Source organism: Smaragdicoccus niigatensis DSM 44881 = NBRC 103563 (genome assembly GCF_000380645.1).
Classification (GTDB): domain Bacteria; phylum Actinomycetota; class Actinomycetes; order Mycobacteriales; family Mycobacteriaceae; genus Smaragdicoccus; species Smaragdicoccus niigatensis.
In genome coordinates this window covers 1-14,799 of record NZ_AQXZ01000014.1, presented here as the reverse complement: position 1 = coordinate 14,799, position 14,799 = coordinate 1, and the positions used below count along the sequence as shown (strand labels likewise).

The following is a 14,799-nucleotide window of genomic DNA, read 5'->3' as shown; positions in this document are numbered from 1 at the left end:
GACTGATGGTTCGGACGGTTCAGTCGCGCGCGGCCACCCGCGCCCGCACCTCACCCCGACCGGCCCCGCGCCGCGGCGGGGTGCTGAAGTACCTCGTCCTCGTGGTCGTCGTGACGTTCGTGCTGATTGGCGCGGCGTGGTACCTCTTGGCGGGCTGGCTGAACCTGCCGGGCCGGATTCCCTTCCCCGGCGAAGCAACGAGCCAGCCGGCGAGTTGCCCGGATGTCCAGGTGATCTCGATCCCGGGAACGTGGGAGTCGCGTGCCGACGATGACCCCTACAACCCGCACAGCAACCCGCGGGCCTTGCTGCTCAACGTGACAGGTCCGCTGGGCCAGCAGTTCAACGGTTCCCGAGCGGACGTCTACACCGTGCCGTACGTCGCACAGTTCTCGAATCCGGTCGCGATTCCTCCGGACGGCCAGGATTCGTACAACAAGAGCCGATCCGAAGGCACCGCGCGGGCGGTCGACATGATGTCGAAGCGCAGCCACGAATGCCCGCTCACGAACTACGTGCTCATGGGTTTCTCCCAGGGCGCGGTCATCGCCGGCGACATCGCGGCGAAGATCGGTGCCGGCGACGGACCGATCGATCCGGACCGCGTACTTGGCGTCGCGCTGATTGCCGACGGGCGGCGAGTGCCAGGTCAGGCGAATGCGGTCGGAGCCGATCCGGCGGGCGTGGGCGCCGAGGTTTCGCTCAATGGACTCCGTGTGCCGGGGATCACTATGACGGGTCCTCGAGACGGTGGCTTCGGCAAGATCGCCGACCGCGTCTACTCCGTGTGCAACCCGTCCGACGGCATCTGCAATGCACCGCGCCAACCGTTCAATCCGTCGAAGATCGCGGAGAACCTGGCCGCACTTGCCGGCATGGCTGGAAACCCGGCGCACGCGATGTACGCGAGCTTCGCGGTCGACGGGAACGGCACGACGGCAACCCAGTGGCTAGCGGGCTGGGCGTCGAACCTCATCTCGTCTGCGCCGGTCCCCGCGCACGAATGATCTTGCATTCGTGCTCGCGCGCAATCGCGGTTAGAGTCCTTTGAACGACTTTCACCGCCTGCGAGCCAGTGATGTCTCAGCAGTATCGAGGAGTGAATGTATTGCGCCCTGTATCGGTTCCAGGCCGATGTGGCCGGGGAGTCTGTGGTGAGACGAGTAGCGACCTTCGCATGGAGGTTGCTGCGAGTATCACGGCACGCAACTCCAGTCACATTGGCTCAGTAACATAACTCTGGTTTCGACACACACGGACGCTCCGGGAAACCAGCGTGCGTTACCAATACAGTCAGTAGCAATGCAATCAGTGGCAATGCACCTCGAAACGTGGGAGACCCCCGCGGGCGGAACGGGACTCGAACCGGACAGGCTCGGGGACATCGATCCGACGGCGCGGTCGGGTCAGTTGGTGGCGCGGCGCTTCAGAGGAGATGAAATGAGCGACAGGGTCGAGGATTACCTTGACGAGGCCGGGAACATCATTGTTTCCGAAGGTCACACGCTCGTCGACTTCGTTGAGAAGCACACTCGCACCGATGCTGACACCCTTGCGTACCGCTACATCGACTACTCCCGCGAGCGGGATGGCGAACGCCAGGACCTGAGCTGGAAGCAGTTCGGAATCCGTCTGCGTGCCGTTGCAGCGCGTTTGCAGCAGGTGACCCAGCCGGGTGACCGCGTTGCCGTCCTGGCGCCGCAGGGACTCGACTACGTCGTTTCGTTCTTCGCTGCGATCTACGCCGGCACCATTGCCGTCCCGCTGTTCGACCCGGACGAGCCGGGCCACACGGACCGTCTGCACGCCGTTCTCGGTGACTGCAAGCCGTCGGCAATCCTCACGGCCTCGCAGTCCGCCGCCGGTGTTCGGAACTTCTTCCGTTCGCTGCCCGCTGCCGAGCGCCCGCGCATCATCGCCGTCGACGCCGTTCCGGACACGCTCGGCGACACCTGGGTCAATCCCGGTGTGAAGGTCGACGACATCGCATACCTGCAGTACACCTCGGGTTCGACCCGTACTCCGGCTGGTGTGGAGATCACCCACCGCGGCGTGGTCACCAACGTGCTGCAGATGGCCGACGCACAGGGTCTGGGCCCGGAGTCGCGCGGTGTCACCTGGCTGCCGCTGTTCCACGACATGGGCCTGCTGACCGTCATCCTCCCGACGATCGGCGGCAAGTTCATCACGATCATGTCCCCGAGCGCATTCGTCCGGCGTCCCGCACGCTGGATCAACGAACTCGCGGCGATGGCCGACCATGCGCCGACGTTCGCCGCTGCGCCGAACTTCGCGTTCGAGCACGCCGCGACCCGTGGACTGCCGAAGCCGGGCGAGACCCTCGACCTGAGCAACGTCATCGGCCTCATCAACGGCTCGGAGCCGGTGCGCGTTTCGTCGATGAAGATGTTCAACGACGCGTTCGCCCCGTACGGCCTTCCGAAGACCGCGATCAAGCCGTCGTACGGCATGGCCGAGGCGACGCTGTTCGTCTCCGGCCCGCGTCCGGAAGACGAGGCGAAGATCGTCTACGTCGACCGCACCGAACTCAACGCCGGCCGCGTTGTTCGTGTCGAGAAGGACACTCCCGGTTCGCTGCCGCAGGTTTCGTGCGGTTTCGTGGCCCGCAACCTCGCCGCCGCCATCGTCGACCCGGAGACCGCGGAAGAACTCGCGGACGAGCATGTCGGCGAGATCTGGCTCCACGGCGACAACATCGGTCAGGGCTACTGGGGTCGCCCGGCGGAGACCGCGACGACGTTCCAGGCGGTCATCTCGAAGCGCCAGCCGCAGCTCAGCCGTGCTGAGGGACTGTCCGAGGATGCGCACTGGATGCGTACTGGCGATCTCGGTGTCTACATCGACGGCGAGCTGTACGTGACGGGGCGCTGCAAGGATCTCATCATCGTCAACGGGCGTAATCACTACCCGCAAGACATCGAATACACCGCGCAGGAAGCCACGTCGGGGGTGCGGACCGGGTTCCTTGCCGCATTCGATGTTCCGGCGAACCAGATGCCCGGCGCCACGGACCTCGATGACGATGCCGAGCAACTGGTCATCGTCGCCGAGCGCGCTCCCGGAGCGGGCAAGCTGGCACCGGAGCCGATCATCGAGGCGATCCGCAACGCCGTCGCGGCGAACCACGGTGTGACACCACGCGAGGTCCTGCTCGTCCGGATGGGGTCGATCCCGCGCACGTCGAGCGGCAAGATCGCCCACCGCGCGTGCAAGACTGCATACCTCGAAGGCACGCTTCGCGGTGGCCACACGCAGACTGCATTTCCTGATAGCGCCGGCGATACCGGCACCGACTGACACAGTTTGGACAATGAAGTGACTCCACCGGCCGATCTCGAAGTGGAAACCAGCGAATCGGCTGGTGAGACACAGGCGCAGAAAAACATGAGTAATCCTCACGTCTCCACCGTGGCGGAGATGAAGATCTGGCTGCGCGATTGGATCTCGAAGGCGACGGGCAACCCCGTCGAGGCGATCGCGGAAGACCGCCCGATGGAGGAGTTCGGTCTCGCTTCGCGGGACGTTCTCGCCCTCGCGGGAGACATCGAAGAACTGACCGGTGTCATCCTCACCGCGACCGTCGCCTACCAGCACCCCACGATCGCATCGCTCGCCACTCGCATCATCGAAGGCGAGACCGAGCCTGCTGCGGCGCCGGCGCAGGAGAGCTACTACACCTCGAACACTCGCGTCGACGGCCACGACATCGCGATCGTCGGTCTGGCGACCCGCTTCCCGGGGCAGGTCAACACGCCGGACGACATGTGGCGGACCCTCATGGAGGGACGCGACGCGGTCACCGAGGTTCCCGAGGACCGCTGGGTCGAGTTCAAGGCCGACCCGGCTCTGGCCGCGCGGCTCGCCGCGATCCCGACCAAGGGCGGCTTCCTTAACGACATCAAAGGCTTTGACGCCGAGTTCTTTTCGATGTCACCGCGCGAGGTTGATCACGTCGACCCGCAGCAGCGCATGGCCCTCGAACTCACCTGGGAGGCGCTCGAACATGCGCACATCCCCGCCAACGAGCTCAAGGGCCAGCGCGTCGGTGTCTTCCTGGGCAGTTCGTCGAGCGACTACACGCTGCTCGCCGTCGCCGACCCGCTGACCGCGCACCCGTACGCGATCACCGGTACCGCGTCGAGCATCCTCGCGAACCGGGTCTCGTACTTCTACGACTTCCGCGGACCCTCGGTCGCACTCGACACGGCCTGCTCGTCGGCTCTCGTCGCCGTGCACCAGGCGGTGCGCAGCCTGCGGGACGGTTCGTCGGACGTGGCGGTCGCCGGTGGCGTCAACATCCTCGCGACCCCGGCCGGACACCTCGGTTTCGGCGAGCTCGAGATCCTCGCCCCGGACGGCAAGATCAAGGCCTTCTCGTCGGACGCCGACGGCTTCAACCGCTCGGAGGGCGGCGGTCTGGTCGTGCTCAAGCGCCTCGAAGACGCCGAGCGTGACGGTGACACGATCCTCGCCGTCGTCGCCGGAAGCGCGGTCAACCAGGATGGCCGCTCGAACGGATTGACGGCGCCGAACCCGGACGCGCAGGTCGACGTTCTGCAGCAGGCGTATCGCGACGCAGGTATTGCACCGCACTCGGTCGACTACGTCGAGGCTCATGGCACCGGCACCCTTCTCGGTGACCCGATCGAGGCGGATGCGCTCGGTCGTGTGATCGGTCGTGGTCGCGCCAAGCAGAAGCCGATGCTCCTCGGTGCGGCGAAGACGAACTTCGGTCACCTCGAGGCCGCTGCGGGTGCAGTGGGCCTCATCAAGGTCGTGCTGTCGATGCAGGGCGACAAGATCCCGCCGACCATCAACTTCGCCGGTCCGAACCCGCTCATCCCGTTCGAGCAGACGAACCTGCAGATCGTCGACCAGGCGCGCGACTGGCCGCGCTACAGCGGCAAGGCGATTGCCGGTGTCTCGTCGTTCGGGTTCGGCGGTACGAACGCGCACGTCGTCGTCCGCGAGTATGTCTCGCGGCAGCCGGCAGTCACCGAGACTGCGACCGATCAGCCGGTCGTTCTCGTTGTCTCGGCGGCAATGCCGTCCCGGCGCCGCAAGGCGGCCGAGGCCCTCGCCAACTGGATGGAGTCCGAAGAGGGCTCGACGACTCCGCTCGCCGACATCGGCCGTGCCCTCGCCAAGCGCAACCACGGCCGTTCTCGGGCCGCGGTCGTGGCCGCGACGCGTGCCGAGGCGATTGCCGGGCTGCGCGCCCTGGCTGCGGGCCGTCCGGGTGCCGGCGTCTTCAGCGCCGACGCTCCCGCGGCCCAGGGCGCGATCTGGGTCATGTCCGGCTTCGGTGCTCAGCACCGCAAGATGGCCAAGCAGCTGTACCTCGAGAACGCGATCTTCAAGGCTGCCGTCGACGAGGTCGACGAGCACATGGAGTTCGAGGCCGGGTACTCGGTCGTCGAGATGTTCCTCGACGACAGCATCGACTACGTGGGCGTCGGCACGTGCCAGACCGCGATCTTCACGATCCAGGTCGGTCTCGCGGCGCTGCTGCGCCATCACGGTGCCGAACCGGCTGCGGTCATCGGACACTCGCAGGGTGAGGTCGCTGCGGCGTACATCGCGGGTGGTCTGAGCCTCGAAGATGCCGTCCGCGTCATCGCCGTTCGCTCGCGCCTCATGGGCGAGGGCGAGGCGATGATCCCCGAGGACCAGGCGTGGCGCATGGCCCTCGTCGAATACAGCGCCGAGGACATCGACACCGCGATCGCAGAGTTCCCGAACCTGCAGGTGTGCGTTTACGCCGCGCCGACCCACACGGTCATCGGTGGTCCGGATGCCGAGGTGCAGGCGATGGTCGCGCGTGCCGAGGCGCTCGGCAAGATGTCCCGCGTGCTGCTGACCAAGGGCGCCGGCCACACGTCGCAGATGGACGCGCTCATCGGTGAACTCGCCGCGGAGCTCGCCGGACTCGAGCCGCAGCCGCTCACGACCGGCCTGTTCTCGACGGTCGACCGCGAGGAGCACTACCGTCCGGGCGCGGCGATCCACACCGTCGAGTACTGGGTCAAGAACCTGCGCCACAGCGTCTGGTTCACGCAGGCGGTTCGCCAGGCCGTCACCGGTGGTCACACCACGTTCCTCGAGCTGTCGCCGAACCCGGTCGCGCTCATGCAGGTCGCGGCCACGACGTTCGCTGCCGGACTCCACAACGCAGCGCTCATCCACACGCTCAAGCGCAAGGAAGACGAGCCACTCGGCGTTCTGCAGGCACTCGCGCAGCTGTACGTCCAGGGACATGACGTCGACGTTCCGTCGCTCTTCACCCCTGGCCCGTTCGCGAACATCCCGCGCACCGAGCTCATCAAGCGTCCGTTCTGGATCGACGTTCGCATCAACAGCAGCGGTTCGGGCCGAATCCCGGGTGCGCACGTCGCACTTCCGGACGGTCGCCACGCGTGGGAGGTCGAAGTCGCTGCGGTGACCGACCTCAAGGCGCTGGTCGTCTCGGCGGCGGCCCAGGTGTTCGGAAGCGTCGAGCTCGGACCGTTCGTCAGCTACGCCGGTCTCCCGGCGACGGGCACCGTCACGACCACACTCCAGCGTCACCCGGGCGGTGCGTCGGTCAACGTGCATGCCCCGGTCGTGGGTGGCTTCCAGCTCATCTTCGAAGCGGTGCTCAGTGCGGGTGAGCCGCTCGCGGCTCCGCAGGTGGGTGCTCTTTCGGTACCCGCTCAGGTGCAGGTCGAAGCGGCGGAACCTGAGCTCGAGCTGGAGTCGTTCGGCGCGAAGTGGGACCCGAACGGTACCCAGTCGCTCGAGGATCGGCTGGCGCTCATCGTCGCGGAGACGATGGGGTACTCGATCGAGGACCTTCCGCGCGAGATCGCGCTTCTGGAGCTCGGTCTGGACTCGCTCATGGCGGTCCGCATCAAGAACCGCGTCGAGTACGAGTTCGACATCCCGCAGCTGCAGCTGCAGGCCGTGCGCGACGCGAACCTCATCGAGGTCGGCAAGTACCTGCGCTACGCCGTCGAGCACCGCGAGGAACTTGCGGCACTCGCCGAGCAGCAGGCCCGGCAGATCGCCGAGGGTGGCGCGGTCGCCGCTATCGAGCTGCCGGACATCTCCGAGGAGACCTCCACACAGGAGCAGCCAGCCGAAACCCCGAGCCTGTCCCCGGACATCCCGCCGCGGGATGCCGCCGAGCGTCTGACGTACGCGACGTGGGCTGTCGTGACCGGCGAGTCGGCGAAGGGCATCTTCAACGAGCTGCCGAAGCTCAGCGACGGCGTGGCCGCCACGCTCGCGGAGCGGCTGTCCGAGCGGGCCAAGGGTGAGATCACTGTCGCTGACGTGCTCGAATCCACGACCATCGAGCAGCTGTCGGACAAGGTCCGGGGCTTCCTCGAAGGTGGAGTCGACGGCATCCTGCGGACGCTGCGGGCTCGCCCCGAGGGTTCGACCGCGGTTCCGGTCTTCATGTTCCACCCGGCCGGCGGTTCGACCGTCGTCTACGAGCCGCTGCTGCGTCGCCTGCCTGAGGGCACGCCGATGTACGGCCTCGAGCGGGTCGAGGGTGAGTCGTTGGAAGAGCGGGCTCGGCAGTACCTGCCGAAGCTGCGCGAGATCCAGGGTGACGGCCCGTACGTCCTGGCCGGCTGGTCGCTCGGCGGCGCGTTCGCGTTTGCGGTCGCCAACCTGCTCAAGGCCGAAGGTGCCGACGTTCGCCTGGTCGCGATGCTCGACGTCGCACTTCCCGCGGACAACCCGGATGACACTCCGGAAGAGGTCCGGGCGCGTTGGCAGCGCTACAGCGAGTTCGCGAAGCGTACCTACGGCATTGACGGTCTACCGGACGAACTCATCGAGGTTCTGGCCGAGGCCAGCGATGAAGAGCAGATCGAGATGCTGCTGCAAATGGTCGAATTCTCCGGAATCCAGATCCCGAGTGGCGTCCTCGAACACCAGAAGACATCATGGATCGACAACCGGCACTTGATGAAGGTCAAGCCGATTCCGTACGACGGTGAGGTCGTTCTCTACCTCGCGGACAAGTACCACGACGACGCAATTGCGCTAGAACCTCGCTACGGCGCCCGCGCGCCGAAGGGGGGATGGGGCGAGGTTGTGCCTAACCTGGAAGTCGTCGAAATCGGTGGCGACCACCTTCAGATCGTCGACGAACCGTACATCTCGAAGGTCGGTGCGCATCTTTCGAAGAAGCTCACGGCACAAGGCGGGTAACTGATGACAACTGCGGAGAAGCTCTCTCAGCTGCGGAAGCGCCTCGAACTCTCGCAGGAACCGGCGGGTGAACAAGGCATCGCGAAGCGGGCTCGCAAGGGCCTGCCAAGTGCTCGCGACCGGATCAACATGCTGCTCGACAAGGGCACGTTCGTCGAGATGGGTGCTCTCTGCAAGCAGCCCGGCGACCCGGACGCGCTGTACGGCGACGGTGTCGTCACCGGCCACGGCCGCGTCGACGGACGCCCCGTTGCGGTGTTCTCGCATGACCAGACCGTCTTCGGCGGCACGGTCGGCGAGATGTTCGGCCGCAAGGTCAAGGCGTTGTACGACTGGGCCGCGACGATCGGTTGCCCGGTGGTCGGCATCAACGACTCCGGCGGAGCACGTGTCCAGGACGCCGTGACCTCGCTGGCTTGGTACGCGAACCTCGGCCGCGCACAGGAGCCGATGTCCGGTTTTGCCCCGATGGTCTCAGTCATCCTCGGCAAGTGCGCCGGTGGCGCGGTCTATGCGCCGATCTGCGCGGACATCGTCGTGGCGACCGAAGAGTCGTACATGTTCCTCACCGGACCGGAAGTCATCAAGACGGTCACCGGTGAAGACGTCAGCGTTGATGAACTCGGTGGAGCACTCAATCAGGCTGTCGTCGGCAACATCGACCACGTCGCCAAGGATGAGCCAGCGTTGTTCCGCTGGGTGCGCGACTACCTGTCCTACTTGCCGTCAACGTGCAATGAGCTGCCGCCGGTCGTGAACCCGGGCCTCGAGCCGTACATCACCACGAGCGACCTCGAGCTCGACTCGATCATCCCGGACTCGGACAACATGTCGTACGACATGTACGAAGTGCTGCTCCGGCTGTTCGACGACGGCGACTTCCTCGAGTTCCAGGGCCAGGCCGCACTCAACATCATCACCGGATTCGCCCGCGTCGACGGGCGGCCAGTTGGTGTCGTGGCGAGTCAGCCGATGGTGCTGTCGGGCGCTATCGATGCCCGGTCCTGCGACAAGGCCGCCAAGTTCATCCGCATCTGCGACGCGTACGAGATCCCACTCGTGTTCGTGGTGGACACCCCCGGCATCCTCCCGGGTGTGGCCGAGGAGAAGGCCGGCGTCATCAAGCGCGGTGGACGCTTCATCTACTCGTACGTCGAGGCGACGGTCCCGAAGCTCACCGTCGTCGTGCGCAAGTCGTACGGTGGCGCCTACGCGGTCATGGGTTCGAAGCAGCTCGGTGCGGACATGAACTTCGCCTGGCCGACCGCTCGTATCGCCGTCATGGGTGCCGAGGGTGCCATCGGCATCATGGGCCGCAAGCAGATCGAGGCCGCGGGGGAGAACGGTCCCGCTGTCCGCAAGGCGCTTATCGATTGGTACAACGCCAACATCGCGACGCCGTGGACCGCAGCTGAGCGCGGCTACATCGACGCAGTGATCGAACCGTCCACGACGCGCCTCGAGATCCGTCACGCGCTGAACATGCTGCGCGACAAGAAGGTCGCCCGACTGCCGAAGAAGCACACGCTGATCGTGCTCTAGGTTTCACCGCGGAGTGGGCGATCTTTCGGACTTGGGCCGAAGGATCGCCCACTCTTCGCGTTTCACGTCACTCTTCGGGGAACTGCGGCGTGCCGTCCTGACCGGCCTGGCCGTCACTGCCCTTCTGTCCGGTGGAGCCGGGCTGACCTTGGCTGCCGTTGTCCCCGGCCGATCCGGTCGGGCTGCCTGCACCGCCCGTACCGGCGGAACCGCCAGCGCCACCAGGGCCGCCCGCTCCTCCGGTTCCTCCGTCACCACCGAGGCCACCGATTCCGGGTAACACCTCGCGAGCGCCCTCACCCAGCCCGCCGTTGCCGCCATCGCCACCCTGACCGCCGGCCGAGCCCGTGCCGCCCGAACCTCCGGTCCCGCCGTTGCCGCCAGTGCCGCCGTCGCCGCTCACCAGGCCGCCGTTGCCGCCGCTTCCGCCGGAACCACCCGCCGAGCCACTGCCGCCGGGAGAGCCGGCTCCCCCGTCTCCGCCATTACCGCCGTCGCCCGCCCAGTAGAAGCCAAGGGGCGAATGAGCGAATCCGCCGTCGCCGCCGTTGCCTCCGTCGGCACCCTGCCCGCCATTGCCACCGTCTCCACCATCACCGCCGATGGAGTCGTCTCCGCAGTTGCACAGGATGGGATCGGCGAATCCGCCGTCTCCACCGTTTCCGCCGTTCGCTCCGGCGCTTCCGTTCTCACCGTCGCCACCGTCGCTGCCGAAGATCGCGTCGTTTGGGTTGCCCAGCGGAGTGTCGTCGAGGTAGGCGTCGCCAACACCGTCTGCGCCGTCTGGTGCGGGCGGCTGGGGCACTGGGTTGATCCCGTCGGGACCGGGCGCTCCCTTGCCGCCGTCGCCGCCGTTTCCGCCGTTGCCGGACGCACCGAGTGAGTTTCCGCCCGCGCCGCCGTTTCCGGCGGCACCTGCGATGGCATCACCGCCGTCGCCGCCTTTGCCACCAGTTCCAATGCCACTGGCTCCGGCGGTCGAACCGGTTCCGCCGACGCCTCCGGTGGCGTTCCCGCCGTTGCCGCCGTTCTGTCCGGGCGCTCCGGACGCGCCGTCACCGCCCTCGGCGTTTCCGCCGTTACCGCCAGTTCCAATCAGACCTGGATTTCCGTTGCCGCCGGCGGTGCCGCCGGTGCCATCCGTGCCGGTTGCCCCCGAGGCGCCGAACCTTCCGGCTGAGCCGGCCGTTCCCGCGGTTCCGCCCGTGCCAGCGCTGCCGCCGGTCCCGGGCGCACCGCCCGACCCGCCGTTACCGCCGTTGCCCGCAACAGCGTCCTGGCCAGCCGAGCCAGTCGTCTGACCATCGGCGCCAGCAGCGTCGCCGCCCTTACCGCCGCTTCCACCGATGCCGCCGTTGCCTCCCGCGCCGCCGTTTCCACCGTTGCCGCCGTTTCCGGCGCTACCGCCCGTGCCAATGAGACGCCCGCCGGCGCCGCCGTTTCCGCCATTGCCTCCGTCCGTGCCCGCACTTCCGTCGTTCCCGGCCCCGCCCGCGCCTCCGTCGGTCCCGTTCGTTGCGGTACCCGGCGTGACACTCGTGCCGTTGGTGCCCGTCGTCCCGACGGTTCCGGTTTGACCGGTTGCTCCGGTCGCACCCGCGCCACCGTTGCCGCCGTTGCCGCCCTTACCGATCAGGCCGGCGGAGCCACCGTTGCCGCCCGCCGCGCCCGCGCCGCCGTTACCGCCGGCACCACCATTGCCGCAGAACTTTCCGCCGTTTCCACCGTCGCCGCCGGCTTGGCCGGGATCGACGCCGTCGCCACCCTTGCCGCCGTTGCCGCAGATCACGCCACCGTCTTCGCCGTCTTCGCCAGGAGCGCCGTCGGCGCCGTCACCGATGAGTTTGGGCACCGTGAAAGCGGCCGCCGGAGCGTTCGTGCTGACCAACAACGACCGCGATGCCGGCGCAGTCCGCCAGAATGCCGATTGGTGCAGCGTACGAGTCCCATTGGTGGAGAACAGGTTCCGCGGGTGCGCGGCCATTTCGACGACGTATTGTGACGGGTCGTACGACGGAACCGCGTCGGTCGGATACAGCGCGGATATCGCGGCTGCCGCGGCCAGCGCCGCGAGGACTGGAGTGCCGGCGAACAGGCGAATTCTGATACTGCGGCGCGAGTCCATCGGGCAACGATCCCACGCGGAAATGTCCGAAATGGTGGCATAGCCGGAATTGGTCCGGATATGCCGGTTCCGCCGATTGGGGGACAGAGCTTTCCCCTACCCGACGGCCTGTTCGGCCGATCTTGAAGAATGCTTGTTCGCGGGAAAGTTAATGCATACCAAGAGCAACTTCTCCCGATAAGGACCCCGCAATGACCACCAAGACCGTGAACGCCAAGACCCTCGTCGCCACCTCGCTCATCGGCCTCGCCGTCGTCGGTGCCGGAATCGGTGCCGCTGGCATCGCCAACGCCGCGCCGCTGACCGACAGCAACACCGTCTCGATGACGATCTTCAACAACACGAACCAGACGATGAACCTGCAGGACGCCGAGACCTCTTCCGGCGACTTCGTCTACGTGCCGCAGCAGTCACTCGCTCCGCACACCAGCGAGGTCGTCACGGCGTCGAGTTCGGACGCAAGCGGATTCTCGGTGACGGTCAGCTATGGCCTGCCGGACAGCAGCTCGGTAGCGACCTTCAAGGCCAATGACAACCAGTCCGGTGCGAATACCGACGGAACCGGAGTCGCTGGTCAGTACGCCGGGGTGTTCAGTATCAACAGCACGGTCACGGCGGGCTTCCCGAGCATGAACGCCACTTACACGCTGGGGTAGGCAGCCTCGTTGTGAACCGCTATGAGCGACAAGCAGCGACTGAGCGACTCCGCGTTGTCGCTGAGTCGCTCACTGTCGCTAAGAGCGGTCGGCAACTAGCGAAAGCGACCGTGCGGTTCGTTCCCACGCGATAGCTTTCAGCGCATGGCCTCTTCCAACGTCGTGGGGTCGTGAACGGGATGCGCCTGTTCACGCTGTCCCGCCACGACGTCATGGGCTTCATGACGGCCGGCTTCTGGATCGCGCTCGGCCTCGCTGGCGTTGTGTTCGCGTTGTTGCTTCCCGAGCCGCAGGGGGCGCGCCTGCCCATACTCGTTGGGGCAATCGCGACCACGGCGTCGGGAGCCGCCATCGCGGTCTTCCGTGCTCGCCTGCCGCAATCAGCGCACGTCGTGTTCCTGGTTTTCGCGATCGCGGCGATGGCCACGATGATCAGCCTGGGTCCGTCGATGACGAGCCAGGTCGCGATGACCGCTCTGTTTACCTGCGTGGCGTGCCACGCGGCGTTGATCCTGCGATGGAAGGGCGCCGCGGCCGTCATCGCCCTCGCCGAGGCCACGTTGTTCGGATTGACGCTGGTCCTCCGAGACCTGCCATTGTGGGCGACGATCCCAGCGGGCACGTCGGTGGTGTTGATCGGTGTCGCGACCGCCGGGCTTCGGATGATCGCATCGCAGGCCGCTATCGACTCACTGACCGGTGTACGCAACCGCCGCGGCTTCGATCGGGAGATTCACACGCAGATGGCAGTGGCGGCCGCCAGCAACCAACCGCTGTCGCTCATCCTGCTTGACCTTGACCGGTTCAAATCGGTCAACGACCGCCACGGCCACGCGTTCGGCGACCGCATGCTCAGTGAGGCGGCGATCGCCTGGCGGCGGGAGTTGGGGCTGACGGGGCTGCTCGCGCGCGTGGGTGGCGACGAGTTCGCCGTGTTGCTGCCCGGGGTTTCGGAAGGCGAAGCGTTGCACATCGCCGAACGCATGCGCGCCGCTGTTCGAGGTGACTGCTCGGCCGGCATCACGAGCTGGCGACCGGGCGACTCGGTGTCGCTGTTCATCGGTCGCGCCGACATCGGCCTCTACCGATCCAAGAATTCCGGTCGTGGACAGTCGACCGTCGAGTCGGCGCAGAACTCGCAGGTCGTCGACAACGTCCGGCAGGCGATCGAGAGCCGGGACCTCGAGGTCCACTTCCAGCCGATCGTGCGGATCTCCGACGGCAATCGGGTGATTGCCGTGGAGGCACTCGTGCGCTGGCCCGAACGCAACGAGATCGCACTCACCCCGGAAGAACTCGTGCGAACGGCCGAGGACAACGGCCGCATCGGCGATCTGGGCCGAGTCGTGCTCGAACTTGCGTGTGCGGGTGGTCAGGTCGTCAAGACCCGACTCGGCGAGGACATATCGGTCACCGTCAACATCTCGGGGCTCGAACTCGTCGACCCGAGCTATGCAGATCGGGTCGAGGAGACGCTGCGTCGAACCGACTGGCCCGCCGACCGCCTCATCCTCGAAGTCACCGAGCGTGACCTGGAAGCCGATTCCGTCGAAGCCATCCGCCAGCTGTCGAAGCTACGGGCAGAGGGCGTGCGCATCGCGATCGACGACTTCGGGAAGGGCTATTCGTCGCTCACCAGGGTCGCCTCCTTGCCGTGCGACATCCTCAAGGTCGACCGTGAGGTCATCGCGACCAGTACCGGAGTGCATCAGCTCCTCGATGCGATCACCGCGGTGGGCAAGGCCTTCGAACTCGAAGTCGTCGTGGAGGGTGTCGAGACGTCGGAACAGGCCGATCGGCTGGCTGCACACGGCATCGATCTCGCGCAGGGTTTCCTGTATTCGATGCCGAAGCCAGCGTTGGATTTCGGCAGTCGATAGCCACGTTGTCCCCCGATTGGGGGAACGCGGTTTCCCCTGGTGGATGGCCTGTTCGGCCGATCAGGTCGAGGCCTGGTTCGCGGGAAAGTTAATGCATCGCCGGAACACACCGGCACAGAAACTTCTCCCGATAAGGACCACGGACATGAACACCAAGACCCTCATCGCCACCCCGCTCATCGGCCTCGCTGTCATCGGCGCCGGAATCGGAGCCGCCGGCATCGCTTCCGCGGGAACCCTGCCGACCAACGGCAACACGATCGCCATGACGATCTACAACTCGACCGACCAGACGATGACCCTCACCGGTGACTACACCTCAGCCGGCGACTTCATCGCCGGACCGCAGGAAACCCTCGCACCGCACTCG

General features: G+C 66.5%; 7 protein-coding genes and 1 pseudogene. 7 read left to right on the top strand and 1 reads right to left on the bottom strand.

Annotation, left to right across the window (positions count from 1 at the left end; genetic code table 11):
- Positions 1-5: 5 nt before the first annotated feature.
- The 4 genes from F600_RS0107050 (at position 6) to F600_RS0107035 (ending at position 9,768) form a co-directional block, all read left to right on the top strand.
- The gene (locus F600_RS0107050) at positions 6-1,007 is read left to right on the top strand and encodes a cutinase family protein (protein WP_018159896.1); all 1,002 of its coding nucleotides are present in this window, start codon (positions 6-8) and stop codon (positions 1,005-1,007) included.
- 433 nt (positions 1,008-1,440) lie between these two features.
- Positions 1,441-3,318 carry a long-chain-fatty-acid--AMP ligase FadD32 gene (fadD32, locus tag F600_RS0107045; protein ID WP_026306252.1) on the top strand — a complete coding sequence of 626 codons (1,878 nt, stop codon included), beginning with the start codon at positions 1,441-1,443 and terminating at the stop codon, positions 3,316-3,318.
- Positions 3,319-3,405: 87 nt separating this feature from the next.
- A complete protein-coding gene (gene pks13 / locus F600_RS0107040; protein WP_026306251.1) occupies positions 3,406-8,226 on the top strand; it encodes a polyketide synthase Pks13 in 4,821 nt (1,606 codons plus the stop codon).
- A gap of 3 nt (positions 8,227-8,229) precedes the next feature.
- The gene (locus tag F600_RS0107035) at positions 8,230-9,768 is read left to right on the top strand and encodes an acyl-CoA carboxylase subunit beta (protein ID WP_018159893.1); all 1,539 of its coding nucleotides are present in this window, start codon (positions 8,230-8,232) and stop codon (positions 9,766-9,768) included.
- 67 nt (positions 9,769-9,835) lie between these two features.
- Here the strand turns inward: F600_RS0107035 and F600_RS31555 are convergent, their stop codons facing one another.
- The gene (locus F600_RS31555; protein ID WP_018159892.1) at positions 9,836-11,893 is read right to left on the bottom strand and encodes a PGRS repeat-containing protein; all 2,058 of its coding nucleotides are present in this window, start codon (positions 11,891-11,893) and stop codon (positions 9,836-9,838) included.
- A gap of 191 nt (positions 11,894-12,084) precedes the next feature.
- Here F600_RS31555 and F600_RS0107025 point away from each other — a divergent pair, with 191 nt between their 5' ends.
- The 3 genes and pseudogenes from F600_RS0107025 to F600_RS0107015 all read left to right on the top strand — a co-directional run.
- Positions 12,085-12,549, top strand: a complete 465-nt coding sequence (locus F600_RS0107025; protein ID WP_018159891.1) for a hypothetical protein — start codon at positions 12,085-12,087, stop codon at positions 12,547-12,549.
- A gap of 179 nt (positions 12,550-12,728) precedes the next feature.
- Positions 12,729-14,429, top strand: coding sequence for a putative bifunctional diguanylate cyclase/phosphodiesterase (locus tag F600_RS27290; protein ID WP_018159890.1), 1,701 nt, complete (start codon positions 12,729-12,731; stop codon positions 14,427-14,429).
- A gap of 145 nt (positions 14,430-14,574) precedes the next feature.
- Positions 14,575-14,799 (top strand): annotated as a pseudogene (locus F600_RS0107015) (hypothetical protein); the annotation flags it as partial.

What these genes read in the sequence shown, in the direction of transcription:
- F600_RS0107050 (WP_018159896.1), top strand. Translation starts at nt 6, where the DNA reads ATGGTTCGGACGGTTCAGTCGCGCGCGGCCACCCGCGCCCGCACCTCA.
- fadD32 (WP_026306252.1), top strand. Translation starts at nt 1,441, where the DNA reads ATGAGCGACAGGGTCGAGGATTACCTTGACGAGGCCGGGAACATCATT.
- pks13 (WP_026306251.1), top strand. Translation starts at nt 3,406, where the DNA reads ATGAGTAATCCTCACGTCTCCACCGTGGCGGAGATGAAGATCTGGCTG.
- F600_RS0107035 (WP_018159893.1), top strand. Translation starts at nt 8,230, where the DNA reads ATGACAACTGCGGAGAAGCTCTCTCAGCTGCGGAAGCGCCTCGAACTC.
- F600_RS31555 (WP_018159892.1), bottom strand. Translation starts at nt 11,893, where the DNA reads ATGGACTCGCGCCGCAGTATCAGAATTCGCCTGTTCGCCGGCACTCCA.
- F600_RS0107025 (WP_018159891.1), top strand. Translation starts at nt 12,085, where the DNA reads ATGACCACCAAGACCGTGAACGCCAAGACCCTCGTCGCCACCTCGCTC.
- F600_RS27290 (WP_018159890.1), top strand. Translation starts at nt 12,729, where the DNA reads ATGCGCCTGTTCACGCTGTCCCGCCACGACGTCATGGGCTTCATGACG.